This is a genomic window from Micromonospora profundi (assembly GCF_011927785.1).
Lineage (GTDB): Bacteria > Actinomycetota > Actinomycetes > Mycobacteriales > Micromonosporaceae > Micromonospora > Micromonospora profundi.
This window is the reverse complement of sequence record NZ_JAATJK010000001.1, coordinates 3,383,491-3,406,498: the sequence shown is the minus strand read 5'-3', so window position 1 is coordinate 3,406,498 and position 23,008 is coordinate 3,383,491. Positions and strand designations below refer to the sequence as shown.

General features: G+C 68.2%; 27 protein-coding genes. 17 read left to right on the top strand and 10 right to left on the bottom strand.

Annotated elements, in window-relative coordinates:
* Positions 1-61 precede the first annotated feature (61 nt).
* The 3 genes from F4558_RS14885 to F4558_RS14875 form a co-directional block, all read right to left on the bottom strand.
* On the bottom strand, positions 62-622 hold the full coding sequence (locus F4558_RS14885; RefSeq protein WP_167944771.1) for an SAF domain-containing protein: 561 nt from the start codon (positions 620-622) through the stop codon (positions 62-64).
* 102 nt (positions 623-724) lie between these two features.
* Entirely contained in the window at positions 725-934 is a 210-nt protein-coding gene (locus F4558_RS31670) for a hypothetical protein (protein ID WP_245241330.1), read from the bottom strand.
* 656 nt (positions 935-1,590) lie between these two features.
* On the bottom strand, positions 1,591-2,121 hold the full coding sequence (locus F4558_RS14875) for a hypothetical protein (protein WP_312877341.1): 531 nt from the start codon (positions 2,119-2,121) through the stop codon (positions 1,591-1,593).
* A 424-nt stretch (positions 2,122-2,545) separates the two neighbouring features.
* On the opposite strand from F4558_RS14875, the gene F4558_RS14870 reads away from it, so the two are divergent.
* On the top strand, positions 2,546-2,869 hold the full coding sequence (locus F4558_RS14870) for a helix-turn-helix domain-containing protein (protein WP_167944769.1): 324 nt from the start codon (positions 2,546-2,548) through the stop codon (positions 2,867-2,869).
* A 249-nt stretch (positions 2,870-3,118) separates the two neighbouring features.
* Here the strand turns inward: F4558_RS14870 and F4558_RS14865 are convergent, their stop codons facing one another.
* The 6 genes from F4558_RS14865 to F4558_RS14840 all read right to left on the bottom strand — a co-directional run bounded on the left by F4558_RS14865 (position 3,119) and on the right by F4558_RS14840 (position 9,014).
* Positions 3,119-3,529: a hypothetical protein gene (locus F4558_RS14865; RefSeq protein ID WP_167944768.1), complete on the bottom strand. Its 411-nt coding sequence runs from the start codon at positions 3,527-3,529 to the stop codon at positions 3,119-3,121.
* A 741-nt stretch (positions 3,530-4,270) separates the two neighbouring features.
* On the bottom strand, positions 4,271-4,873 hold the full coding sequence (locus F4558_RS14860) for an N-acetyltransferase (RefSeq protein ID WP_167944766.1): 603 nt from the start codon (positions 4,871-4,873) through the stop codon (positions 4,271-4,273).
* A gap of 36 nt (positions 4,874-4,909) precedes the next feature.
* Entirely contained in the window at positions 4,910-5,557 is a 648-nt protein-coding gene (locus tag F4558_RS14855; RefSeq protein ID WP_167944765.1) for a hypothetical protein, read from the bottom strand.
* A gap of 352 nt (positions 5,558-5,909) precedes the next feature.
* Entirely contained in the window at positions 5,910-6,587 is a 678-nt protein-coding gene (locus F4558_RS14850; RefSeq protein ID WP_167944763.1) for a GOLPH3/VPS74 family protein, read from the bottom strand.
* Positions 6,588-6,597: 10 nt separating this feature from the next.
* Positions 6,598-7,611, bottom strand: coding sequence for an acetamidase/formamidase family protein (locus F4558_RS14845; RefSeq protein WP_167944761.1), 1,014 nt, complete (start codon positions 7,609-7,611; stop codon positions 6,598-6,600).
* The gene (locus F4558_RS14840; protein WP_167944759.1) at positions 7,608-9,014 is read right to left on the bottom strand and encodes an APC family permease; all 1,407 of its coding nucleotides are present in this window, start codon (positions 9,012-9,014) and stop codon (positions 7,608-7,610) included. Before F4558_RS14840 ends, F4558_RS14845 begins: the two co-directional genes overlap by 4 nt.
* Positions 9,015-9,281: 267 nt before the next feature.
* Here F4558_RS14840 and F4558_RS14835 point away from each other — a divergent pair, with 267 nt between their 5' ends.
* The 10 genes from F4558_RS14835 (at position 9,282) to F4558_RS14790 (ending at position 16,617) form a co-directional block, all read left to right on the top strand.
* Positions 9,282-10,514: a helix-turn-helix domain-containing protein gene (locus F4558_RS14835; RefSeq protein WP_167944758.1), complete on the top strand. Its 1,233-nt coding sequence runs from the start codon at positions 9,282-9,284 to the stop codon at positions 10,512-10,514.
* A 3-nt stretch (positions 10,515-10,517) separates the two neighbouring features.
* The gene (locus F4558_RS14830; protein WP_167944756.1) at positions 10,518-11,234 is read left to right on the top strand and encodes a creatininase family protein; all 717 of its coding nucleotides are present in this window, start codon (positions 10,518-10,520) and stop codon (positions 11,232-11,234) included.
* A gap of 274 nt (positions 11,235-11,508) precedes the next feature.
* Complete coding sequence (locus F4558_RS14825) at positions 11,509-11,943, top strand: NUDIX hydrolase (protein WP_167944754.1); 435 nt, start codon at positions 11,509-11,511, stop codon at positions 11,941-11,943.
* Positions 11,944-12,109: 166 nt separating this feature from the next.
* A complete protein-coding gene (gene folE, locus F4558_RS14820) occupies positions 12,110-12,718 on the top strand; it encodes a GTP cyclohydrolase I (RefSeq protein WP_167944752.1) in 609 nt (202 codons plus the stop codon).
* On the top strand, positions 12,715-13,437 hold the full coding sequence (queC, locus tag F4558_RS14815; RefSeq protein ID WP_312877340.1) for a 7-cyano-7-deazaguanine synthase QueC: 723 nt from the start codon (positions 12,715-12,717) through the stop codon (positions 13,435-13,437). The genes folE and queC overlap by 4 nt, the downstream gene beginning before the upstream one ends.
* The gene (locus F4558_RS14810; protein WP_167944743.1) at positions 13,438-13,818 is read left to right on the top strand and encodes a 6-pyruvoyl trahydropterin synthase family protein; all 381 of its coding nucleotides are present in this window, start codon (positions 13,438-13,440) and stop codon (positions 13,816-13,818) included. It abuts the gene before it with no gap.
* Positions 13,815-14,570, top strand: a complete 756-nt coding sequence (locus F4558_RS14805; RefSeq protein WP_245241329.1) for a 7-carboxy-7-deazaguanine synthase QueE — start codon at positions 13,815-13,817, stop codon at positions 14,568-14,570. The genes F4558_RS14810 and F4558_RS14805 overlap by 4 nt, the downstream gene beginning before the upstream one ends.
* A 178-nt stretch (positions 14,571-14,748) precedes the next feature.
* A complete protein-coding gene (locus tag F4558_RS14800; RefSeq protein ID WP_167944742.1) occupies positions 14,749-15,537 on the top strand; it encodes a reverse transcriptase family protein in 789 nt (262 codons plus the stop codon).
* Positions 15,538-15,547: 10 nt separating this feature from the next.
* Complete coding sequence (locus tag F4558_RS14795) at positions 15,548-16,135, top strand: formylglycine-generating enzyme family protein (RefSeq protein WP_167944740.1); 588 nt, start codon at positions 15,548-15,550, stop codon at positions 16,133-16,135.
* Complete coding sequence (locus F4558_RS14790) at positions 16,132-16,617, top strand: DUF6884 domain-containing protein (RefSeq protein WP_167944739.1); 486 nt, start codon at positions 16,132-16,134, stop codon at positions 16,615-16,617. The genes F4558_RS14795 and F4558_RS14790 overlap by 4 nt, the downstream gene beginning before the upstream one ends.
* A gap of 37 nt (positions 16,618-16,654) precedes the next feature.
* Here F4558_RS14790 and F4558_RS14785 read toward each other — a convergent pair whose 3' ends face one another.
* A complete protein-coding gene (locus tag F4558_RS14785; protein WP_312877276.1) occupies positions 16,655-17,746 on the bottom strand; it encodes an IS630 family transposase in 1,092 nt (363 codons plus the stop codon).
* Positions 17,747-17,811: 65 nt separating this feature from the next.
* On the opposite strand from F4558_RS14785, the gene F4558_RS14780 reads away from it, so the two are divergent.
* From F4558_RS14780 to F4558_RS14755, 6 genes are read left to right on the top strand one after another with little or no spacing between them, the layout of a single operon-like run.
* Entirely contained in the window at positions 17,812-18,852 is a 1,041-nt protein-coding gene (locus F4558_RS14780; RefSeq protein WP_167947486.1) for a glycosyltransferase, read from the top strand.
* Entirely contained in the window at positions 18,849-19,781 is a 933-nt protein-coding gene (locus F4558_RS14775) for a radical SAM protein (RefSeq protein ID WP_167944737.1), read from the top strand. Before F4558_RS14780 ends, F4558_RS14775 begins: the two co-directional genes overlap by 4 nt.
* Positions 19,778-20,365, top strand: coding sequence for a phosphoribosyltransferase (locus tag F4558_RS14770; protein WP_167944735.1), 588 nt, complete (start codon positions 19,778-19,780; stop codon positions 20,363-20,365). The genes F4558_RS14775 and F4558_RS14770 overlap by 4 nt, the downstream gene beginning before the upstream one ends.
* Entirely contained in the window at positions 20,362-21,459 is a 1,098-nt protein-coding gene (locus tag F4558_RS14765) for a glycosyltransferase family 4 protein (RefSeq protein WP_167944733.1), read from the top strand. The genes F4558_RS14770 and F4558_RS14765 overlap by 4 nt, the downstream gene beginning before the upstream one ends.
* Entirely contained in the window at positions 21,459-22,331 is an 873-nt protein-coding gene (locus F4558_RS31950) for a 5'-3' exonuclease (protein WP_167944731.1), read from the top strand. The genes F4558_RS14765 and F4558_RS31950 overlap by 1 nt, the downstream gene beginning before the upstream one ends.
* The gene (locus F4558_RS14755) at positions 22,325-22,945 is read left to right on the top strand and encodes a PIG-L deacetylase family protein (RefSeq protein ID WP_312877339.1); all 621 of its coding nucleotides are present in this window, start codon (positions 22,325-22,327) and stop codon (positions 22,943-22,945) included. The genes F4558_RS31950 and F4558_RS14755 overlap by 7 nt, the downstream gene beginning before the upstream one ends.
* Positions 22,946-23,008 lie beyond the last annotated feature (63 nt).

Genomic DNA, 23,008 nt, shown 5'->3' with positions numbered 1-23,008 from the left:
AGGGCGAGCGTCGTCGCGCCCGGCGAGCCCTTCGCGCTCGTCACCCCGATCAACACGGTGCTCAGCCGCCCGAGCCCTGCAGAATCAGCGATACGTCTCCCGAAGCGACGCTGACCTGCAGTGCCGCGTCTGACGACAGCAGGAGCGACACGGCCGTCAGCCCGGCAGCGTCCGGAACCTCGATCGCTGACACCGACGCGGACGCCCTTACCGGCTGCACAGCTGCGGTTCCGTTGCCCGTCGGAGGCACGACCAGAACGGTCACCCGCGAACCCACGGTCATCCCGGCCGGTGCCTTGCCCGCCTTGACGCCGACGGCGACGACTGATTGGCCCACCGGCGGAAACGCCGAGCCACCCATCTGGCCGGGCGACAAGAGGCTCCCGGCCACCAGTGGCACCGCCGCCGTCCGACCGACGACCGTCTCGCGCTGCGATTCGCCGACCACCTGCACGGCATCGCCGGGCACGATCCGCACGACCTTCAGGTCTGGGTCCCGGATCGTCTGGCCTGCCCTCACGTCGCGGGCCAGCGCAAGGACCGGAGTTGCCGGATCGGTCCGCAACGCGGTGCCGGCGAACAGCAGTGAGCACGCGATTGCGAGAACCAGCCCCAGCACCACGTTGCGCGGTGAACGTCGGCGCACCCCAACGGGCGGAGGTGTGGACGACGGTCGCCCGTTCGCCGCCGTGGCCGGTGCTCTCGTCAATGACACTGCCATCGGTCAGCCCGCCCCGTTGAGCGCGGACGAGCGCTGCACCCGAAGCGGCACCGTGGCGGTTGTCGTTACTGGTTCGACCGACCCCGACGTGCCGCCGCCGACCCAGCCGATCTCCCAGGTCACCGTCGCCCGCACCTCGTACACGCCGCCCGGTTGGCCACTCGACGGGGCCTTGTAGGTGTGGCTGCAACTCGACGCTGCTGCCGGATCCATGCCCGCGCTCCACGGAATTCCCGCGCCCGAGCAGGTGAAGGACGCACCGTCACCAGTCGACCACCGCACCTGGGCCGGAGAGGCTGTCGCCGTCACGCTCAGGCCGGGCACCGAAGCCGTCGCTGACCGTGCCCGATAAGAAGGGCCGTCCAGCCACAGCCACGTCGGCACGTTCAGCAGCTGAGCCGCCGGCGGCGCGGGATTGGCCCGGATCGTCGGCGCAGGCAGATTCAGCCGGGAAATCGCAGACCGCGCCAAGACCGCCGGATCCGGCGACTGTGCATCTGCGATCCACACGGGCAGCTTCGCCGAAGCCCCGCCATCGTTGACGCAGTGGCGTGAGTACCACGCTCCGGGCTGAGCGGCGCCAGACGGCGGTCCGTCCCGGCCAATCAAGATGTAACGGCAACCGTCCGCACCCCCGTGCCCACCACCGGAGCCGCCGCCGGTGTTCGGCCCGCCGTTGTGTTCGTCCCCAGAGTTCCCGTCGCCGGTCGAGGGCGGTGTACCTACCTCGACCGAACACTCAGGCACGTCAGGGGTTATGCCGCAGTCCACCGGTTTCCACTTGTCAGCCTGGGCGGGAGACGCAACCACCAGCAGAACCAGGCAGAAGGCTGCGGGTATGACACCGGCAGCGGGCCGGAGCCGGAGCCTCAGCACGAGCCGACCCCCTGTACCCCAAAGGACGTCACCTTCCAGCTCTCGCCGACCATGCTCACGGTGGCGTTGACCAGTCGGCGCCCGCCGGGTGAGTCGGTAAACGGAGTGCCATTCGGAGTCGCTCTCACCCTGGTCGCGCCGGAGGTATCCGCGCAGTCTCGGACTTTTGCCTGCGTCGGCGCGGCCGCGGGCGTGAGGGACTGGATCGACGGATTCACAACGACTTCGCCCTGTCCGACCAGCCCTTCGCGACGATCGGATTCCAGGCCGCTTCTCAAGACCTTCAGCGCATCGCCGGCCGCGAATTTTGCCAGCTCCGGATGGTCCGGGTTGGACGTCAGCCCGGCGTCGTCGTAGGCGGCCCACATGCTGCGGTACGCACCCAGCGCAAGATCCTCCGGCGTAACCGGTTCGGCGGGAGAGGTGGAGTGGTCGCCGGACGTCGGCGCTGGTGAGCCAGTCTTGTCACCGTCACCACGTGTGCAACCTGCCCCAATTCCCATCAGGCCGATGAGCGCGAGCACGGCCACCACCCTCCCCCTACGGTGTGCCACCAGTTGCCTCCATCACGGTCAACATGTTCTGTCCTATCCCAGGATCAGAGCCTGCCGCTACGGCACGTGAGTGCGCTACAACCGCGCGCGCCAATCGTGCGTCCAGATCGTGCGCACCGCTGGTAGGGCCATATCGCGCCACCGCGACGGACTGCTCAGCTCCGCGCGGGGCGCTGATCAGAGCGGGGCCTCGGCAACCACTGCTTGTTACGGATGGATTTCGTTTTCACCCAAAGCGGCTCTAACCGGCGGCTCTTTGTCAGGTCGATAAACGAGAGGCCTTGACACCGCTGCGACTACTCGGTGAAGTGAGTCCTTCGCGCAGTGTCAGATGCACGACAGCTGACGTCTCAGGCCAGGCGTTGGGCACCTGTGCGGGGGGAGACGATGAACTGTGGCATTGATCCACTTTCGGATCTTGGAGCAGGTTTTCGGGCACAGCTGGTGGGCTTCGATCTTGCTGACGCTCGCTGATCGGCAGCTTCGATACACCGAACTCGCTGCAGCCCTCGTCGAGCGCTGGGGGGCGAGGCCCGGCGACGGCCACCTGTCGAAGGCCCTCAAGCAGATGCGCCAAGCCGGCCTCGTTGACCAGATCGACGACGGACGCGGGTACCTGACCTGGACGCTGACAGCTGAGGCGCACGACAGGGCCGAGATGCTGGTGATGATCGAGAAGGCCCTCGAAGAAGGTCACATCAACGTCGAGAGGAGCTGATACGGACACGTCGTCCGTCTGATCTATCCGGCTCGATCCTCCGCCGGCCCGAGCAGGAGGTCCACGGCAGCTACCGTCACCATCGAAGACTCACCGGACGGCTCACAAAGTACAGCGTCGCAGGTTCGAAGCCAGCTCGCCGTTGCTTCGGCCTCCGTAGCTATGGCATCACTGAGAGTGCCCCGCGTGCAGTTCGGCGTAGGGTTGGCGTTGGTCGGGGCGGCTCCGAGATTCGGGCTTGTCAGGCCGTCAGGCATGCGCCGAGGCGCGCCAGAGGCGAAGTGCTCGGTAGCGAAGCGGCTGGGAAAGTTCGTTCGAGTCCTTCATGTCGGCCAGTACGTCGAGCAGATCCCGGGTCGGCCAGCCGGCGTCCAACCAATCGAGTGCCAGCGCCGGCCAGTGCTCCCCCCAAGCGGTGAGCGCGAACCGCACGAGAGCGGGAAGGGGGGTGTCGGCAACCGGTACGTCAGACATCACCGCACTGATGTCGCTCGGGGTGCGCTCCAGCAGTGGCAACAGCCACGCCGGCCGGTCCCCGGCCGGGTAGACCAACCCGTCGGCAGCGCCCTGGATTAGCCAAGTGCCGACACCATCCCGTGCGAGGAGCAGGCCGTTGTTGATCCTCAGCGTCGGATGGGAACGATCGTCGGCAGCGCCCATGCCGAACAGCCTGTCACGCCTGATAAGGCGCGGCATCCGGTTGTGGCTGCGGCAGTGGGGAGCAGGTCGAAAGAGCCAAGGGCTATCGGTCGCTGGGCTGGGCGTCGGCGTTAGCCGAGGCCGCCGGGGCTTGTAGTCGTAATCCGTTGCCGAACGATGTTCAGCACGTTCATCTCAACCTGGCGGCAGCAGCCGAGACACGAGCCCGGAATCGGGGAGCAGGTAGGGAGCAGGAGGGGTGCACTGAACGGCTTCCAACTGCACCGATCGGCACATAGCTGCACCCACCCCTAGCTGCGCCTGCTCGTTCCTGCAGGTCAGAGTTGGTGCAGCGTCCTGTCTCACTGCGGGGTGCTCCGCGGTTCTACACGTCAGTCGACAGCATTCTATGTTCCCTGACCGAGGGGTGCGCAGGTCGCGGCGGTAAGGAGCTGCTGGGAGGCCTGACCTTGCAAGTGGAGCGGATTGGGCGCACGTTGGCGAAGAGGTCCCTGCGCCGGAAGTGCTCATCGACATTGCACAGAACTGAGGGCCCTGACCTGCGGCGATGCGGACGAGCGGTGCGGCGTGACCTCCCAGAGGTGATCGAAGAGGTCAACCCTCACTACTCCCGCTTGGCCAGCCAGAGCGGTCAATGGGGCGCTGATCTATCGTCCTACCTCTCGCTGCCTCGTCCACTGGTCGAAGGGTTACATGGGGCTCAGAGAGTGGATGGACGACCGCTATCGGCCGGAGCTGGGTTTAGGTGGCCGGGCGTCGCGTGGCGGGGTTGCGGCGCATGGGGCAGATGGCCGGGCCTTCGGGCAGGTTGATGGTCGGTTGTGGCGTGTAGCCATGACGGATGTGCATGCTCTGGGCGTCGGCAGTGGTGCTGGTCCAGGACAGCAGGTTCACGTGGTCGAGCCGGCTGCAGTGGTGGTTGAGCAAAGCCGTGGCGTGTCCGGAGCCTCTGGCTATGGGTTGTGCGGCGAGAAAAGCGAGGTGGTAATGGGGTTCGGTGGGTCGCTGCTTGGCGAGCAGGCGGTCGAGTAGGTCGAATCGGTCGGCGTGGGCGCCTGCGGCGTCGTCCAGGCGGGTGGGGTAGTTCGCTGGGGGCGGGATCGGCCGGTATCGGTGGAAGCCGACGGTCGCGGCGGTGGCGTCGTCGGTGAGGTAGATGTCGCCGTAAAACATGGCGTGTTCGATCCAGATGTCGAGGACGTCGGTGAGGATGCGGCGCCGTGGCCCTGGATCGGGAATTAGCCATGTTGCGAGAGGGCTGAGTTGGAGGGCGTCGGCGATGAGTGCGGCGACGTGGTCTTTGTCTGCCCAGCGGGCGGCGCGGATGCGCGGGACGGTGTCCATATGGCGGGCTTTCCCGTGAGTTGGTCGTCAGTGGGGTCAGGAGTTGTCGCTGCTGGATGCATGGGTGTGGACGAGGAATAGGTGGTAGTCGTCGACCAAGGGGCGGGTTCGGTCGCTCGCGGGTGGTGGCGTGAGTGCGGCTCGTTCGTAGGCGAGTAGTTCGCCGGTGGTGGGGTTGAGGATCAGCAGGAAGCGGATGCCGTCAGAAGTGGCGCTGACGCCTACGCCGGTTCGGCCCGCCCTGTCGGTCACCGAGCCGTGGTACGCAACGCCCGGGGTGTCGCGCAGGACGGTCATAACCGTGGTGCGGGCGGCTTGGTTGGGAGTACGCCAGCCGAGCAGGCTGACGAGGCCGCGAATGACGGCGGTGGGTCCGAGGAATCGGGGCTGGGTGGCATCGATGTGCGCGTTGAGCGCCGCCGGGTCGGTGGCGATCGGTCCGATGGGCCCGTCCAACTCGCCGGGGTGGTAGGTGCTGTCGTCGGTGGGCTGGTTGGCGCCGGGGTAGCGGCTGCGGATGACGCGTCCGGAGGCGTCGTCGGCGCGCCAGCGTTGCTCTTCGAACAGCACGATCCTCGTGGTGGCTCTGTTGCCGGCGATCGTGGTGTCCGTGGCCCACTGGAGTAGGTGGATGTAGGCGAACCGGCCCGGGCTGGCGTCGCAGCCGGACGGCCCAACCGTCACCGCTTTCAGAGCCTGCTGCGCCGGAGTCGACTCCGGCAGATGCGTCGGCGATGGGTCGAGTTTCTGCTGTGCGCGTGCCTTGAGCTGCGCCGCAGTCAGGGCGGCGGGCGACGGACACGGTGCCACGGCTGGGAGAGACACGGTGGCGCTGGAAGGCGAGGGTGCGGATTGGGCCGGCCCAGCGGTGCCCGTCCAGATCGGAATGGCCGTGGCGGTAGCGAGCAGGCCGAGCGCGCAGACGGCGGCAGTGACCTTTACGGCTCGCCGGCCCACCGGGTGGGGCTTGTCGGTCGGAGGTCGCAGGGGGGCAGGTTGTTCACGGTGAGCTTTCTTGAGGTGAGGTGAATTGGGGCTAGCGGTAGGCGGCGGTGGCGAGGTCACCGACGGCGGCGTCCACGGCGGCGGTGATGTCGCGGACCGACTGGTAGTGCTGCCCGGCGATGGCCTTCAGACGAGCGGCCAGGGCTGGGGTGTCGTCGTCGAGGTAGAGGTGGCTGGTGAGGCCGAGGTCGGCGACGAGGCCGGCGAGGGCGGCGGTGTGGTTGTCGGGTTGTTCGCGGCCGGCGGCGAGGTAGCGCAGGCGGGAGCGGGCGATGATGGCCCATTTGGTGTCGGTCGCGAGATAGGTGTCGGTGCGCATGAGGCCGCCGAGGCGCCGTCGGGTGTGGTGTCGCAGGATTCCGCCGGCGACGAGGCCGGCGCGGGTGCGGTCGTACAGGTCGTCCGAGAACCCGCGCAGCCACCCCCGCAGTAGCGGGTGGGTGTGGCGGATGGTGGCGGTCGCGGCGTCGGCGATCAGGTCCCCGACCGGCCGGTCGATGTGCGGGTGTATCCGTGGGTGGTTGGCCGGGCGGGTGTCGTCGTTCGGGTCGAGGGTCACCCGCCCGGCCAGGTACAGGTCGATCAGGACCGCGCCCGCGAGCCCGAGGGCGAGGGTCTGCCGGTGCACGTGGGGGTGTCCGGTGTCATCGTCGTGGCCGAGGAGGAACAGGTCATCGCGCAGCGGCAGGCGCGGGATCGACGCGGTCATCGCTGGGCTCCTACCGCAGTCCGGCGGTGAGCCGCCGCAGCCGCTCGTGCGTCCCGCCGTAGGCGGGTCCGGGGGCCGGGAGCAGGGTTTTGTCGATGGCGGCGAGGACGGTGTAGTTGGGGTCGCACACGTTGCCGATCGGCGCCCGTCCCGCCTGCGACACGAGTTGGTAGGCGTCCAGGGTTTCCAGGCCGGTCAGGGCGCTGGCCCAGCCGACGAGGTCGTGCTGGGCGATGCGGTAGGCATCCTCCAGGGGCCTCGCGCACCCGATGGTCAGGATGTCCCGGTCGGTCTCCAACCGCGGCCACCGTGTGGTGACGCCTTTGATGACGTCGATGGCGAGGGTGGTGGTCGTGGCGATTTCCACGCCGACGCCGCATGCCTCGCCCTCGCCTTGGCGGGCGTGTCCGTCGCCGAGGGCCAGCATTGCCCCGTGGACGTTCACGCCGAGGTAGAGGGTGGTGCCGGCGCGCAGATTTGGGGTGTCGAGGTTCCCGCCGTGGGTGTCGGGGACGAGTGTGGAGCGGGCTTCGAACGCGCCGGGGGCGACGCCGATCGTTCCGATCATCGGGTCCAGTGGCAGGTCCATGCTGTGGTCGCTGCGCGTTGCCTGATACCGGATGGTCCCGGCCCGCCGGTCGATGCCGTACACCCACACCCGCTCCTGAAGCGGCGGCTGCAGCGTGGCGGTGTGGGAGGTGGAGGTCAGCGCCCCAAAGTGCGGGAACGTCGACGACACACCCCAGTCCCGCGCGGGGACGATAGAGGCGAGGTGGACGGCGAGGGTGTCGCCGGGCTCGGCGTCCTCGACGAAGAACGGCCCGGACACCGGGTTGAGGTACGGCATGCGGCACACGTGCGACGGCAGGTCCGCCGGACCCCGGACGAGACCACCGAAGCAGTCCTCCGTCGCAACGGTGAACACGTCGCCGCCGCGTACGTGCGCCACTGGCATCCGGCCGCCGAAGGTGTAGGCCAGCTCGTCCCGAGCCGGCCGGTAGGTGAACGTGTCCATGCCGGTCACACCCGCTCCACGTGACGCGCCTGCGGCTGCGCGGGCGCCAACCCCGACAGGGCAGGTCGGCCGCCGGACAGGTACAGGCCAGCCAGAACGACCATCCCGAGGGCGAGCCAGGCCAGGCCGAGGCGTTGGGCGGCGATGTTGGCGTTGACGACCACCCACACCAAGATGGCGAAGCCGATAGCGGGCATGACCAGGTGCGCCCACCAGTTCCCGCTGCGCTCCCGGATGAGGTGATGCACCACGACCGAGACGTGCAGGACCAGGAACGCGACCATCGCCCCGAAGTTGATCAGCGACGACAGCAGGGTGATCCCGTCGGAGCGGGTCGCCATGTACAGGCCCAGCGCCAGGGACACCCCGCCGGTGAGCAGCGTCGCGTTGATCGGCACGTTGCGCCGGATCGACACCTTCGCCAGGAACGCCGGCAACTGCCGGTCCCGGGCCATCGCGTACAGCAGCCGAGACGTCGCGACCTGCGCGACCATCGAGTTCGGCAACCCCCACGCAATCGCCGTCGCCACCGCGCACACCGTCGCCAACCAACCCCCACCGGCCACGGCCGCGGCGTCGTAGAAGGCAGTGCCGGTTGGATCACCCTCGGCGAGAAGCACGCCGGGGTCGGGGACGAGCATCGCAGCCAGCCACGTCTGCGCAATGAACAGCACCCCCGCCAGAACCAGGACGGCCGCCATCGCGCGGCCGATCTGACGGGAGCCGCCCTTGGTCTCCTCCGCCAGCATGGAGATGCCGTCGAAGCCGAGGAAGGACAGCACCGCGAGCGACACCGCCCCCGCCACCACCGACCAGGTGAACGTGTCGGAGTTGTAGAAGGCGTCCCAGCTGAACCGGCCCCTGCCCGAGGCGAGTGCCCAGCCGGCGACGGTCAGGAACACCGTCAAGACGATCAGCTCGCCGACGAGCATCACCCGGGTGACGGCCGCCGTCATGCGGATGCCCACCGAGTTGACGATCGTGTTCACTGCGACGAACCCGAGCAGCCACAGCCACACCGGGACCGCCGGGACCGTGGCGTGCATCGCCACCGACGCCACCAGATACAGCAGCCCCGGCACGAGGACGTAGTCGAGGAGGATCACCCAGCCGGCCAGGAACCCAACCGGCGGGCTAATGCCGCGCCCTGCGTAGTTGTAGACGCTGCCTGACATCGGGAACGCCTTCACCATCTGCGCGTACGAGAACGCCGTGAACACCAACGCCATCGCGCCGATCACGTACGCCAGAGCGACCATTCCACCGGAGCCGGCGTACACACTGCCGAAGATCGCCATCGGCGCGATCGGCACCATGTACACCAGCCCGTAGGCCAACAGGTCTCGGAACCTCAGTTGGCGGCTCAACTCCTGCCGATATCCGTAACGCGACAGGTCATTCTGGAGACTCATTAGACTCCTCAGGTATTTGAGTTTTGGTTTGCGGCTGGTCCGTCAGCCATGACAACTACTCGTCGCCCGAAAACCGCTGCTGATGATTTGCCTGGCATGCCGGGGGTATTTCAACGACGAGAATTGCGTACCGAGCCAGATGAGTCGATAGCGATGATGCGGACAGGCGGTGTTGTCCGCATGCGACTGTCCGCGTAGCGTTCGAGCACGTACGGTGAGGCCCGTCCGACTGCGGCAGCGGCGGGCAAACGGCATCCAGGAGTACCGGTGGCGCAGGTTCCGCGACGACTGACCCCGCATCGATCAGTGCTGCACGGGTATGGCGCCGCGCTGCGACAGTGGCGCGAGTGCCGCGGGCTGTCCCAGCGCGCTCTAGGCAGGCTGGTGCACGTCAGCGGGGACCTCATCGGCAAGGTGGAAAAGGCCGAACGTTGGCCGTCCGCCCGCCTCGTCGAGTCGTGCGAGGCCGCACTGCAGACGGGTGGCGAGCTGGTCGCTTTCCTGTCGGACCTTGAACGTGAGCGTCGACTGACCGGCGTCGGCTACCGCCTCGCCGGCGGTGCGGACGGCCAGCTCGGGGTCGTCATGAATCATTCCGAGGAGACTGACCTGCTCCGCTCGTGGCACGAGCAGCTCGCCAGTCTCGCCACAGCCGGAAACCGCACCGGATATGCGGGGATGGCGTCCACCGCCCATGCGCAGATCAGTGCCGCAGCCACCATCGGGCGACGGAGCAGCTCAGCCGACCGTCGAAACGTGCTCATCGCCCAGGCCATGTGGGCCGAGTTCCTAAGTTGGATCGACGAGCAGAGCGACGCCGCCGAGGCGGACGCATGGCTGCGACGCGCCCAGCAGCACGCCGTCGAAGCCAACGCGCCGGCGCTGGCAAGCTACGTCCTGATGAGGCAGAGCCAACGCGCTCTCGAGAGATTCGACCCGCGTCAAGCCGCTGCCTTGGCGCAGCAGGCTCTGGACGAGGTCCGGTTACCGGGCCGCATTCGCGCTCTGCTGCTGGTTCGTCAGGCTCAGGCCTTCGCGATGGGCGGCGACCAAAACTCCTGCGTTGCCAGCATCGACGAGGCGCACAGAGTCGCCGGCAGCGCCGACTGGGACTCGGAACTGCCGATCGATGTTGGCGTCCACTGCAACCCGGTGTACGTGACTGCCCATGAAGCGCAGTGCCGTCTACTGCTCGGCCAGCCGGCGGCGGCAGCCGATCTCTACGAGCAGCTTCTTCAGGACTGGCCAAGTCAGTGGCGTGTCGACGAGGCCCTCTGGCGATCGGCCCTGTCCACCGCCTACGTCAACAGTGGCAACGTCGAACGCGCCGCGACCGAGGCCACCAACGCCCTGACCTTGGCCGCTGGTACCTCCTCAGGGCGGGCCCTGCGCTGGTTGAACCCCACGGCGGTTGCCCTTCGACAGCAGCCAGGCGTTCCTGAGGCGGTGGCCTTCGTGCTCGCCTATCGGCAGGCGACTCTCGAAGCGTGTAACCATTAGCCCGTGGACCTGATCACCACGGCAACGAGCACCGACGAGTCCGAGCGGGCGGCGTCCGTCGCGGTCCTCCCAGTCGGGAGTTTCGAACAGCACGGCGCCCACCTGCCGTTGCTGACGGACACCATCGTGGCATGCGCGATTGCGAAGGCGATTGCTGAGCGCTACGACCTCTTTCTGCTACCGCCCGTGACGATCTCCTGCTCCCACGAGCACGCGGCGTGGCGTGGAACGGTCAGTATCAGCGCCACCACCCTCGCCGCCGTAGTCGTCGACATCGCCACCTCCCTGCGTGAATCGGGCATCGATCAGCTCGCCGTGATCAACGGACACGGCGGGAACTATGCGCTTGCCAACGTCGTTCAGGAAGCCAACGTCGCCGGGCCGCGGATGACTCTGTTCCCCGCTCGGGCCGACTGGGACGAGGCTCGACTGGCCGCCGGCCTGCACAGCACCGCCCACCAGGACATGCACGCTGGCGAGATTGAGGTTTCACTCCTCCTGCACGTCGCGCCGGAGGTCGTGCGTGATGGCTTCCAGCATGCCGACCACGTCGCGGACGACCGACGTCACCTCCTCACGCGGGGCATGGGGGGCTACACCGCCAGTGGCGTCATCGGTCTGCCGTCTCACGCCACCGCCGCCAAGGGCAAAGCCGTACTCGAGGACCTTGTCCGCTCCTTCGCCGATCACTACGGCCTCCTGCCGGGGCCGACGGCATGATCAGGAATTGACGCTGGCGGTCCGGGCGCTGCGTTTCCGGGTCGGTGATCGGGCGACGGCTGGCATCGTCATTCCGATCGAGGCCGTCATGCGGACAAGTGCTGTTGTCCGCATCCGGGTCACATCAATGGTGACGTCGATGGCTGTCTAATGGTCGACGGAAGGCGCTGACGACAGACAGATCCATCGTCGTTCGAGCGGGCAGATGGTGCCCCGCATCAGCGCTGTGGGGCGCGGACCGATATCGAGGTTCGACGTCGAGCGAAAGGTCGTCATGCCCGAAAAGGTCGTCACACACAAGGCGCTCTGCTACATCGTGCGGAATAGGCAGCTGCTCGTCTTCCGGCACACGAATTACAGCTACGAAGAGGTGGGCATCCAGGTGCCGGGCGGCACCATCCGCCCCGGTGAGGCCTTAGAGGATGCCGCGCTGCGCGAAGCCCGCGAGGAGACCGGGCTCACGGACCTCAAGGTCGTCCGCAAGCTGGGTGAGTCCGAGTACGACATCAGCCCGCTGCGGTTCGAGATCCAGCACCGACACATCTTCCTCCTGGAGCTCTTCGAGCCCACACCCCTGCGTTGGTCGAGCCAGGAAGACCACGACGGCACCCAGCTGCCGACCCGGTTCGAGTGCTTCTGGGTGCCGTTGACGGCGGGGCACATCCTGCAATCCGGCCAGGGCGCCCTCCTGGGCCGGATCTTCGACTGACGGATCTACCTCGGCGCTCGGAGTGCCTGCCGACTCCGAGTAGGACGCCGTGATCGCTGCCTCGATTCAAAGAGCGTCAGCTTCGAGCCGGCGCAACACGCCTCGAATGTGAACCCGTCTGGACTCCGCAGCGCTGGGGCGCTCGGACCTTCACAAAGGAGTTGGCATGACGGTGATCGAAACACGACCCTCTGCGCCCGTTCAGATGGCGAGGGCAGACGTCGCCGCTGCGGTAGCCGCCGCTGAGCAGATGCTGGCCGCGCTCGGCGTCGACACACAGGTTGAGCACCTCCGGCGCACCGCGGAACGGATGGTGCTGTCGTACGGCGAGGTCCTGACGCCGGCGCCGTTCGAGGCAACGGACTTCGCCAACGACGCGAGGCATCAGGGCTTCGTGATCGTGCGGGACGTGGCGTTCGCCGCGATCTGCGCCCATCATCTGCTGCCGTTCGTCGGCTCGGCGACCGTGGGATATCTCCCGGGTGCGCGGTTGTTGGGGCTGTCGAAGCTGACGCGGCTGGTTGAGCACGCCACGCGAGGGTTGCAGGTCCAGGAGAACGTCACGCAACAGATCGCCGACGGACTGCAACAGGTTGTCCCGGATAACGGCGGCATGGGGGTGATCGTCGAGGCGGAGCACCTGTGCATGACGCTGCGGGGGGCGAAGGCACGCGGCGCCTCGACGGTGACCTCGGCGTGGCGCGGCGCGCTGGAACGCGATGTCTCGGTGCGGTCGGAGTTCCTCAGCCTGGCCGGGCGGGGGTGGCGGCCGTGACCGCTGCCGTGTTGCCGCTGGTCACTCCGGTGCCCGGGCACGTCGTCGTCATCGTCTCCGGTGGCATGGACAGCACCGTGTTGGCGTATGCCCTGCAGCAGGGCGGGTCGACGGTGACGCTGTTGTCCTGCGACTACGGGCAGCGGCACCGCCGTGAGTTGGACTATGCGGCACGGACCGCCGAGGCCTTGCACGTGCCTCACGTGGTGGTCGACCTGACCGGCATCGTCGGTGTGCTGACGGGCTCGGCTCTCACCGACGCCCAGGTCGATGTGCCGGACGGGCACTACACCGATGCTTCGATGCGCGCCACGGTCGTACCGAACCGTAACGCGATCATGCTCGATGTGGCCGTGGCCCGCGCGGTCTCCGCTGGTGCGGACGCGGTGGCATTCGGTGCCCACGCCGGTGACCACCCGATCTACCCGGACTGCCGACCAGCCTTCCTTGCCGCGTACGAGTCGACTGTCCGGCTGGCGAATGAGGGCTTCCTGCCCGCTGGCTTTCGGGTCGTCGCGCCGTTCATCGACTGCTCGAAGGCCGACATCGCCCGGCTCGGGGACACCATCGGCGTGCGGTTCGCCGACACCTGGTCCTGCTACAAGGGCGGCGAGCGGCATTGCGGGACCTGCGGTACGTGCGTCGAGCGGCGCGAGGCGTTCGCGATGGCGGGCGTGACGGACCCGACCGAGTACGCCACCACCAAAGGGGTGATCTAGGTGTTCCGCATCGGCAAGCAGTTCCGGTTCGAGGCCGCGCACTCGCTGCCCGACCTCCCCGAAGGCCACCAGTGCGCGCGCGTCCATGGCCACAGCTACCGCGTCGAGGTGCACCTCGTCTCTGACGGCGAGCTGACCCGACCCGGGTTCGTCGTGGACTTCGCCGAACTCGGCCCGTTCAGCGCGCATGTCCGCGACCACTTCGACCACCGCGACCTCAACACCGTGCTGGACGCACCACCGACGAGCGAGCACCTCGCCGCCTACTTCTACCAGTGGTGCCACGACCATCTGCGACTACCGGAACCGGTTCGGGTGGAGAAGGTCCGGGTGTCGGAAACAGCGTCCACGTTCGCCGAGTACGGGCCAGACCTGCCATGACAGCCCCGTCCATGCCCGCCGTACCGCCATTTCCAGCCGGCTCGCCTGCGGTGCCGGCGCGGCCGTTGCTGGTCGCGGAGACATTCGGCCCGACCCTGCAGGGCGAAGGACCGAGCACCGGCCAGCAGGCGTTGTTCCTACGGCTGTCGCGGTGCAACCTCTCCTGCCCACGCTGCGACACCCCATACACGTGGGATACCTCCCGCTTCGATCTCCGCGCGCACACGGCCGACCGCCCGGCCGAGGAGATCATTCGGTGGGTGTTGACACAGCAGACACGGCTGCTGGTCATCACCGGCGGCGAGCCGCTGTTGCAGCAGGACCGGCTGCTGCCCGTGGTGGACGCGGTCACCGCTGCGGGGCGACGGGTAGAGATCGAAACCAACGGCACGGTCGTTCCCCTGCCGGCACTCGTCGCATCGATAGGCGCGTTCAACGTGTCTCCGAAGCTTTCTGGCTTCGCCGGACCGAGGGACGGTCGGCGGCGGATCAACCCGGACGCGCTGTCGGCACTGGCCGGCTCGGGCCGGGCCGTGTTCAAGTTCGTGGCCACCTCCGCAGCGGAGTTTGACGAGATCGCCCGGATTCAGGAGCAGTTCGGGCTGGACCCGGTCTGGGTGATGCCCGAAGGCACCACCAGTGATGTGGTCCTAGCCGGAATGCGGGACCTCGCGGACGCGGTCCTAGCCAGAGGTTGGCACCTGAGCAGCCGCCTGCACGTGTTGCTGTGGGAGGACACCCGTGGCCGCTGAATCACCGGACTCACGCAGGTCAGATGGGCTTGGACGGGGCCGTCGTTCCCGCCGTGACGGGCCGCGCGTGTGGGGGAGCGGCCCTGCGATCGTCGGCGGCGGGATCGTTCCTGCCGTCCAAGCGAACCCCACGATAGCCCAACCGGCCCCACCTGTGCAGTCCCCGGCGCACTCCCTCATGCCGTACCTGGTGGACCTGCCGCACCTGGTGGCGGCGGCTCGGCTGTGCATGCGCCGTGCCGGCGCATCGGGTGCTGACGGCCTTACCTGGGCCGGCTACCGCAGCGGGCTACGACCGCGTCTCGGTGAGCTGTCCGACCGGCTGCGGACAGGGACGTGGGAGCCGGGCCCGTTACGGCACGTGGAGATCACCTCCTACACGGGCAAGGTCTTCCCGGCGGTGATCCCAACGGTGGAGGACCGCATCGTGCACCGGGCGATGCGTCGCGCAGTCGAGCCGATCATCGAGCACCAGGTCCTGGCGGACTGGGTATCGGCGTACCGGCCGCGCCGCAACCGGATCACCGCCCTGCGCCAGGCCGAGCAACACCTGGCGGCGGGCCGGCAGTGGGTCGCCGTTGTCGACGTGGCCGGGGCCTCGGCAGGCGGCAGCACCGATCAGTTCGTGAACTGGCTCGCCGTCCACGTGGCCGACGGCTCGTTCCTGCGGCTGTTCCGCCGCGTCGTCGAGGCGCTGCCGACGCCACTGGTCCCGGGCAGTGGCCTGTGGCCGGTGCTGTTTCACCTGCGCCTGTCACAGGTCGACGCCATGCTCACCGGCTGGCCTGTCGTGCGGTTCGCGGACAACTACCTGATCTTCGCGGCGGACGAGGCCGGTGCGGTCGCCGCGTTCGACGCCCTCACCGCCGCCCTCGCCAGCTGGCAGATGCAGCCGCACCCGCGCAAGAGCCGCGTCCGGCCACCGCACCAGGCCAACGCCGAAGACCTCTTCCTCATCGACGGATAGGAGCCGACCGATGACCATCACGCACACCGGACCGCTCGTACGCCCCCGTAGCGTCCGCTGGATACCCGTCCCTGCTGGTACCTGCCTCTACGGCGACGCCCGCAAACCCCGTCCCGTGCCTGACCTCCTCGTCGCGGAGACGCCACTGACCGCCGCCCATTGCGGTGCCGGCGACACCGACCTGCCGATCACCGGCATCAGCCACGGCGACGCCGTCGGCCTCGCCGCCGAAGCAGGCGGGCGGCTGCCCACATCGGTGGAGTGGGAATGGATCGCCGCCGGACCGAGTCGCCGCCTCTACCCGTGGGGCGACGAACCGTGGACCCCCGACCGCGCCCTACTCACGGGGGCCGGACAGTCCCCACGTGCAGCCCAGCCGGTCGGCCGGTACCCATCAGGCGCCACGCCGCAGGGCGTGCTGGATCTGGCAGGCAACGTCTGGGAATGGACCGCCAGCACCGCGATGGGCCTGGGAAAGATCATCCGAGGCGGCTCGTACGCCTCCCCGCCGCTGTATGCCCACACCACCTTCCTCAACGCTGCTCCCGTCGAACGCCGTAGCCCCGGCATCTCCGTCAGGCCGGTGCGCACCCCATGAACCTCCCACGCCTGCGACTCGCCCATACCGCCCACGCCGAGCGGGCAGAGCTGGTCATCGTCGGCTGCTCGGCGGAGAAGACGCCCACGACCACGCCGCTGCCTGCCCTCGACCTCTACGACGGTGGTTGTGTGCCGCACCTGCGTGCCCGGCTCGGTCACCGGCCGCACCAGCGCAGCCGGGTCCGATTCCTGTCTGCCGAGCACGGCCTCGTCACCGCCGACACCCACCTGCACACCTACGACCGGCCCCTCGACCCGGCCCGCGCCGTCGCGCTGCGCCCGCGCGTCAGGGCTCAGCTGCAAGCCGATCTGCTCACCGACCGCACCCCCGACGACATCCTCGTCATAGCCGAACCGCTCTACCTGGTGCTCCTCGCCGAACTCCTCGCCGATCCCCACCGGCCGCGTATCCACTGGATCCCTGACCACGACGCCGGTTGGCCCGAGGCAGCCAAGGTCCTCGACGCGTGGGGGTGGTGACCGTGCCTACCACCCTCAGCGAGGTACTAGTGCCTCGTCATGCGGCCTTGAACGGGTAATCGGGATGGCGGATCTTGGAGTTGATCGCGTATCCGGTTTTGGGTTGGGCGTGTTGGTTGCGCCAGCGGATGTAGGCGCCGATGGCGGTGTCTTGCTCGGCGTGGGTGCGGTGGTCGGTGCCGTTGAGGGCGAAGTAGCGTACGGCGGCGAATTCGGCCTCGATCCAGTTCAGCCAGGAGGCGTAGGTCGGTAGGAACACCAGGTCGATCTGGTTGGCGGTGCACCAGGCGCGGACCTCGGGGTGCTTGTGTGGGGAGAAGTTGTCCAGGATCAGGTAGAGCCGGTCATCGGGCCACCGGGCGCGCAGTGTCTTGAGGAAGCTGAGGAATTCCCGCCATCGTTTCCGGTCGCGGATGCGGTAGTGCAGCTTGCCGGTGGTCAGGTCCAGGGCGGCGATCATGTGTCGTACGCCCTGGTCGCGGGTGTAGGTGGCCCGCAGTCGCACCGGGTGTGCGACGGGCCGCCAGGCCCGTCCGGGTCGGGGTTGCAGGTTCAGCGGCCCGAACTCGTCGACGGACAACACCCGACCATCTGCTGGTGGGTGGTCGTAGAGGTCCAGGATCCGGCGCATCTTCGTGGTGAAGTCGGGGTCGGTGCTGGCCTTCCACGTCTTGGTGGCCTGCCACGTCACGCCGCGTTCGTGCAGGATCCGGCGGACGGTCTCGACGCTGATGGTCGTGACGTGGCCGGCGGCGATGAGGTAGTCGCGCAGCTTGGTCAGGGACCAGCAGGAGAAGGGTCGGCCGAGGAAACGGGGGTCGCACCGGGCGATGACGCAGATCCAGTCGCGGGTCTGCTCATCGATCCGTCTCGGTGCGCCCCCGCTCCATTTTGGGTCCAGGGCGTCGAACCCCCGATCGTTGAACGCGTGGATCACGTCGCGGACGTAGTCCTCGCTGGCCTTGAGCAGATGAGCGATGTCCGGGGCCGGCTGTCCCTGGGCGGACATCAGCACCACGATCGCCCGCCGCAGCTTCACCGGGTCCTTCGCCGTCCGAGTGATCCGCTGCAACCGTTGACCCTCGACCATCGACACCTGCCGGACGAACACCTCCGGGCGCCTACCCACGCCACCACCTCCCAGACCAGAAACGATGGGAGACAGCCTGCCCGACACATCCTCAGAACCAACGGATTACACGATCAACGTTCAAAGACGAGGCACTAGCCGTCACCGCCAACGATTACCGCCACATCACCGCGACGTTCACCCGCCGCACCGGCCTGGACTGGCATGCCCCGACTCCGCCGCAGCTCGGAGCCGGCACCCGACTCAGCGTCGTCATTCCGGCCTGCGACACCGCCCATAGTCTGGCGCCGGTTCTCGACGCGCTCGCTGAGCAGCACACTGCGGCGACCGTCGAGGTGATCGCGGTCGACGACGCGTCCACCGATGCCACCACCGAGCTGCTCGCCGCGCACCCGCGCGTCGACCGGGCCGTCCGCCTTCACGCCCGCTCGGGCGCGGGAGCGGCCCGCAACGTCGGAGTCCACCTCGCCACCGGCGACACGATCGTGTTCCTCGACGCCGACATGGTCCTGCGAGACCACGTTCTGGCCGACGTCGCCGCCCGCGCCCGGCATCACACCGTCCTCGTCGGCTTCCGGAACAACATCCCCTACCTGGCCGACGCCAACGGCTACCCGGTCGTGCCGCCCGGTGAGCCTGACCTCGACGCGGACCATCGAGTGCGGTGGACCCCACCGGCAAATGTGTCGATGTTCTACACCGGCCAGGTCTACCCGACGCCGTTCGTCGGCAGGCCACTACAGGGCACCCGCGATTTCATCGACCTCGGCAACGGTCGCACCTACTACGACTGGGACCTGCCCCGCATGGCTGTGACCGCCCTCGTCGCGGTGCCTCGCCGGGTGGTGCTGGACGTCGGCGGCTTTCACCCCGCTTTCGGTGCCGAGGGCTGGGGCGCCGAAGACACCTACTTCGGTGCGGCCCTCATCGGCCACGGCTGCTTCGTCATCCCGCTGCGGCAAGCCCGAGGTTGGCACATCGATCCACCCGATCCCGCTGCTGCTTGGAAGGCCAAGCTCGCCGGTGTCGCACCCCGAATCGCCCTCTACCGGCAGCTTTGCGCGCAGCCGAAGCCCACTGGCCGCGCTGCGGACCTGGCCGAGCGCGCCGGCAATCTGCTGCGGAAGGCAGAGACCCTGCGATGATGCGAACCTTCGCCGCCCACGGCGACCTCATCCACGATCCCGCATCAGGGATGACACACCGCGCTCCCACCCCTATCGGGAGCGGCCGAGTCACCCTCGCCCAGGCAACGGTGACCGGCTGGCCACCCGTTGCGCCCGGTGACCTCGGGCGGTCTACCCCGGACAGCATCTGCTGGTCGCCGATCGTTCGATGCAACCTGCACTGCCCGCAATGCCTCGACGACACCTCAGTGAAAGAGGCGGACACCACCGAACGGCACCGGGTTGCCCACGTCCTCGCCGATGCCGACGTCCTCGGAGTCGATATCTCCGGCGGCGAACCGCTGCTACTGCGAGACCTGCCCAGGCTGCTGGACATCGTTCGAGGCGGGCGCCGCAGCGCCGTCTCCATCACCACCAACGGCTGGCACCTGGCGCGACGCGCCGCCGAGCTGGCCGGGCACACCGACGCCATCCGGGTCAGCCTCGACGGCCCCGACTCGGACCGCCACGACGCCATCCGAGGACCGCTCAGCTTCGCCAGAGCCATCGAAGGCATCCAGACCGCGGTCGCGCTGCGCATCCCCGTACAGATCCAGACCGTGCTCATGCGCCGCACCGCCGGCTACCTGCAAGAGATGGTGGACCTCGCCGCCGGACTCGGGGCCTGCGGGTTCAGCGCCCTGCAGATGCTGCCCATCGGCGCCGGCACCGCTCTGCCCGACGAACTGCTCAGCGACGACGAAGCCCTGACCCTGTTCACCGCACTGGACGTCCCCGAGCGGCTCAACATGCGGCTGCGTAACCGCGACGTCGCCGGCAACTTCACCGTCATCCGCGCCGACGGCCGAGTCTGGCGCAACGACAGCACCGCCCTCAACATCGGCGGCCTGCACCCCCTTCGCAGCGCCACCGACCTCGCCCTCAGCGCTCGGGAAGGCACCCCATGAACATCTCGCCGGCGCACCAACCACCTGCCCGCCCGCGCACGTTCCGCCACCAAAGGATCCTCCGCATCCAGCTTGACGCATACGACCGGGCGATCGAGGTGCTGGCCGACACCGTCCGGCAGCGGAACTGGTCCATCACCGCCACAATCGGCATCGCCAACGGCGGCCTCGCCCCAGCACGGGGCATCAGCGAACTCCTGCATGTCCCGAGCTTCCACGTCGACGCCAAGCACAACCCAACCGGCGCCACCTACACCGAAGCGACCGGCACCGTCACCTACGACCTCGCCCCTCTCACCACCCGACCGGCCGCGGGCAGCCTGGGGGGCACTGTTCTCGTCGTTGATGACATCTGCGGCACGGGTGCCACCTTCGCCACGCTGCTGCCCGAACTCGGCGTGCACCTCGGCCCTGACGTAGCCCTGCGCACCGTGGCGTTGTGCCGCAACGCTGGAAGTGTCTTCGACCCGGATCTGTGGATCTGGACTGTCGACGACTGGGTCTGGTTCCCCTGGGAACCAACACTCGCCGCCGAAACAACGGTCGCGGACCTGCCTATCCCGAGCCGGGTACGGACCGCATGACCATCGCGTTCGTTCTCGCCTCCTGGCGGCCCGACGTCCCGGCCGGGATGGAACGTGCGGTCATCGCGCACGCCGTCGGCCTCCAGCAGATCAACGCTGAATCCGTCATCGTGACCGCCGACCCGGCGGCGCCACCGACCTACCGCAACGTACCCATCGAGCGGCTGCGCAGCCTCGACGTACAGTTCCCCTGCGATGACGCCACCCTGCGCGCGGCGATCGACGCATCCGCCACCGCCATCGGCGAGGAGCTCGAGCGGCTGTTCCGGCGACGTCAGGTACGCGCCGTCGTCTACGTCGACGCCCTGTGGGGACTCGGCCGGATCATGCCGACCCACCCCGGCATCCGCACCATCCTCGCCGCACACGTCATCGGCCACGACATGGACCTCCAAGCAGCACTGGCCCGTCGCCCTGATGCCATCATCGCGCCCTCGGCCACGGTGCTGACCGAGGCGGCAGTCCGCGGCTACGACAGCAGCAGTTGGAGCGTGGTGCCGAACGCCTTGCTCACCGTGCCCGAACCCCGACCTGGCAGTTACCGCGAGCATCTCCGGGCCAGCGGTCCCGTTCGGGCCCTTGCCCGGCTCGGACCGGAAAAAGGTGTCGCTGAACTGCTCGAACCGATCAACGTCCTCGACCGGCCCATCGAGGTTGCGCTCGCCGACGCACCATTCGAGGTGGCCGTTGGCAGCCAGGAACAGGTACGCCGCAGGTGCCGCGCCCTGGTCGCAGAGACACCCGGCGTGACCCTGCTGCCCGGCCTCGCCTGGCACGAGGTCCCGTCCTGGCTCGCCGACGCCAGCGTCGTCATCGTCCCGTCCCGGGCCGAAACGTTCGGCCTCGTCGCGTTGGAAGCCATGGCCGTCAGCACTCCGGTCGTTGCCTACGACGTCGGGAACCTGCCCCACCTGATCGGCGACGGTGGCGTCATCGTGTCGCACCGGTCCCGTCCCGACAGCCTGTGGCGCGCCGCCCAGCACCTGCTGGCCGACCCGATAAACTACGCCGCAGCATCACGGGCCGCGTACTACCGCTCGCGGGACTATTGGCCCGCCCTTGTCGCTAACCAACTCTTGAAGGTGGTGAGCTGATGGGCGGCTCTGTCCTGCCATCCGCACCCGAACCCTGTCCGCTCCTGCTCGTCGACGGACACAACCTGCTCTGGGGCGCCACGTTCGGCTTCCCCGCCGAAATCCGCTCCCGTGACAAGACACGTCTACTCACCGGCGTATTCGCGTTCTTCGCCCTGCTCCGCGTCGCCATCCGCGAAGACCTCACCGATCAACCCGAGGTCATCGTCGTGTTCGACGGCCAGTACGGCGGCAGCGACCGCAAAGAAGTCGACCCCACCTACAAGGCCCAACGGCCCACCGATGCGGCCGCACTGGCCCCGATCCAGTTCCTCCCGGACGTCAAGCGCGGCCTCGACCAGCACGGCATCGTCTGGACCGAACTCGACCACGCCGAAGCCGACGATGTCATCGCCACACTCGTCCGCATTACCCCGCCGCCCCGCGAGATTGTGATCATGTCTCGCGACCGCGACTACTACCAGCTCGTCACCGACCGCGTCCGTGTCCTCAACACCAAGATGCACCCCGGCAAGCGTTACATCGGCCCCGCCGACGTCTTCGCCCGCCACCAGGTCACACCCGCCCAATGGGCAGACTTTCGCGCGCTCACCGGCGACCCCGCCGACAACATCCCCGGCATCCATGGCATCGGCGCCAAGACTGCCGCCACCCTCCTCGCCGACGGCCTCATCCTCGACGACCTGGCAACCTCCGGCCGCCTGGACACCGGACGGGGCCGCCTCGTCCGGGAACAGCTCGGCCTGGCCGGCAAATGGCGGGACATGATCCGCCTCAACCACGAGCTGGACGTTCCCGTCATTCCCGCCGGCCAGCGGAGTCAACTCCTGCCCGCACCGGCGGAGATCGTTGAGGGACTGGGCCTGTGGTGACGCCCGAGTCCATCCTGCTCACCCTCATGGCGCATCCGGACGACGCCGAACTCTGGGCGGGCGGAACCATCGCCCGCCAGGTCCGCCACGGAGGCACGGCCGTCATCGCCGTTCCCCACCACGATGCAGTCCGCGACGCCGAGGCCACAGTCGGCGCACGCCTGCTCGGGGCTGATCTCTACCTCATGGACCAGCTCTCTGTCTCGACCGTCGCCAACGTGCTGAGGGAAGTCCGCCCCGACGTACTGATCACCCACCCGACGAACGACATCCACCCCGAACACCGCCGATGCGCCGAGGCGGTCCTCAGCGCCCTGCCCGACGTCGTCATCACTACCGGGCACCCAACGCGGGTCTACCACTGCGACGGCTACAACAACCTCGACCAGCACGGCCGCCCAATCGACCTGCCGATCATCGTCGACGTCGGTGACCAATGGCCCACCAAGCTCGACGCCCTTCGGTCCCACACATCCCAGCCGATCCTCGATCACTTCGGGCCGATGGCCGAGGCGCTCGGGAAGCTGCACGGCAGGCGAATCAACGCCGCGTACGCGGAGGCGTTCCGCGCAGTGCCAATACTCGGCCGCTTACCAGCGGCCACCGGGCTTTGACTGCGCGATTCTTCGCTCAACGCCCACGACCAGCCTCTTTAGGCAATGGCCGCGCCCCTTGCC

What these genes read in the sequence shown, in the direction of transcription:
- F4558_RS31670 (WP_245241330.1), bottom strand. Translation starts at nt 934, where the DNA reads ATGGATCCGGCAGCAGCGTCGAGTTGCAGCCACACCTACAAGGCCCCG.
- F4558_RS14865 (WP_167944768.1), bottom strand. Translation starts at nt 3,529, where the DNA reads ATGGGCGCTGCCGACGATCGTTCCCATCCGACGCTGAGGATCAACAAC.
- F4558_RS14860 (WP_167944766.1), bottom strand. Translation starts at nt 4,873, where the DNA reads ATGGACACCGTCCCGCGCATCCGCGCCGCCCGCTGGGCAGACAAAGAC.
- F4558_RS14850 (WP_167944763.1), bottom strand. Translation starts at nt 6,587, where the DNA reads ATGACCGCGTCGATCCCGCGCCTGCCGCTGCGCGATGACCTGTTCCTC.
- F4558_RS14840 (WP_167944759.1), bottom strand. Translation starts at nt 9,014, where the DNA reads ATGAGTCTCCAGAATGACCTGTCGCGTTACGGATATCGGCAGGAGTTG.
- F4558_RS14825 (WP_167944754.1), top strand. Translation starts at nt 11,509, where the DNA reads ATGCCCGAAAAGGTCGTCACACACAAGGCGCTCTGCTACATCGTGCGG.
- folE (WP_167944752.1), top strand. Translation starts at nt 12,110, where the DNA reads ATGACGGTGATCGAAACACGACCCTCTGCGCCCGTTCAGATGGCGAGG.
- F4558_RS14805 (WP_245241329.1), top strand. Translation starts at nt 13,815, where the DNA reads ATGACAGCCCCGTCCATGCCCGCCGTACCGCCATTTCCAGCCGGCTCG.
- F4558_RS14800 (WP_167944742.1), top strand. Translation starts at nt 14,749, where the DNA reads ATGCCGTACCTGGTGGACCTGCCGCACCTGGTGGCGGCGGCTCGGCTG.
- F4558_RS14795 (WP_167944740.1), top strand. Translation starts at nt 15,548, where the DNA reads ATGACCATCACGCACACCGGACCGCTCGTACGCCCCCGTAGCGTCCGC.
- F4558_RS14790 (WP_167944739.1), top strand. Translation starts at nt 16,132, where the DNA reads ATGAACCTCCCACGCCTGCGACTCGCCCATACCGCCCACGCCGAGCGG.
- F4558_RS14775 (WP_167944737.1), top strand. Translation starts at nt 18,849, where the DNA reads ATGATGCGAACCTTCGCCGCCCACGGCGACCTCATCCACGATCCCGCA.
- F4558_RS14770 (WP_167944735.1), top strand. Translation starts at nt 19,778, where the DNA reads ATGAACATCTCGCCGGCGCACCAACCACCTGCCCGCCCGCGCACGTTC.
- F4558_RS14765 (WP_167944733.1), top strand. Translation starts at nt 20,362, where the DNA reads ATGACCATCGCGTTCGTTCTCGCCTCCTGGCGGCCCGACGTCCCGGCC.
- F4558_RS31950 (WP_167944731.1), top strand. Translation starts at nt 21,459, where the DNA reads ATGGGCGGCTCTGTCCTGCCATCCGCACCCGAACCCTGTCCGCTCCTG.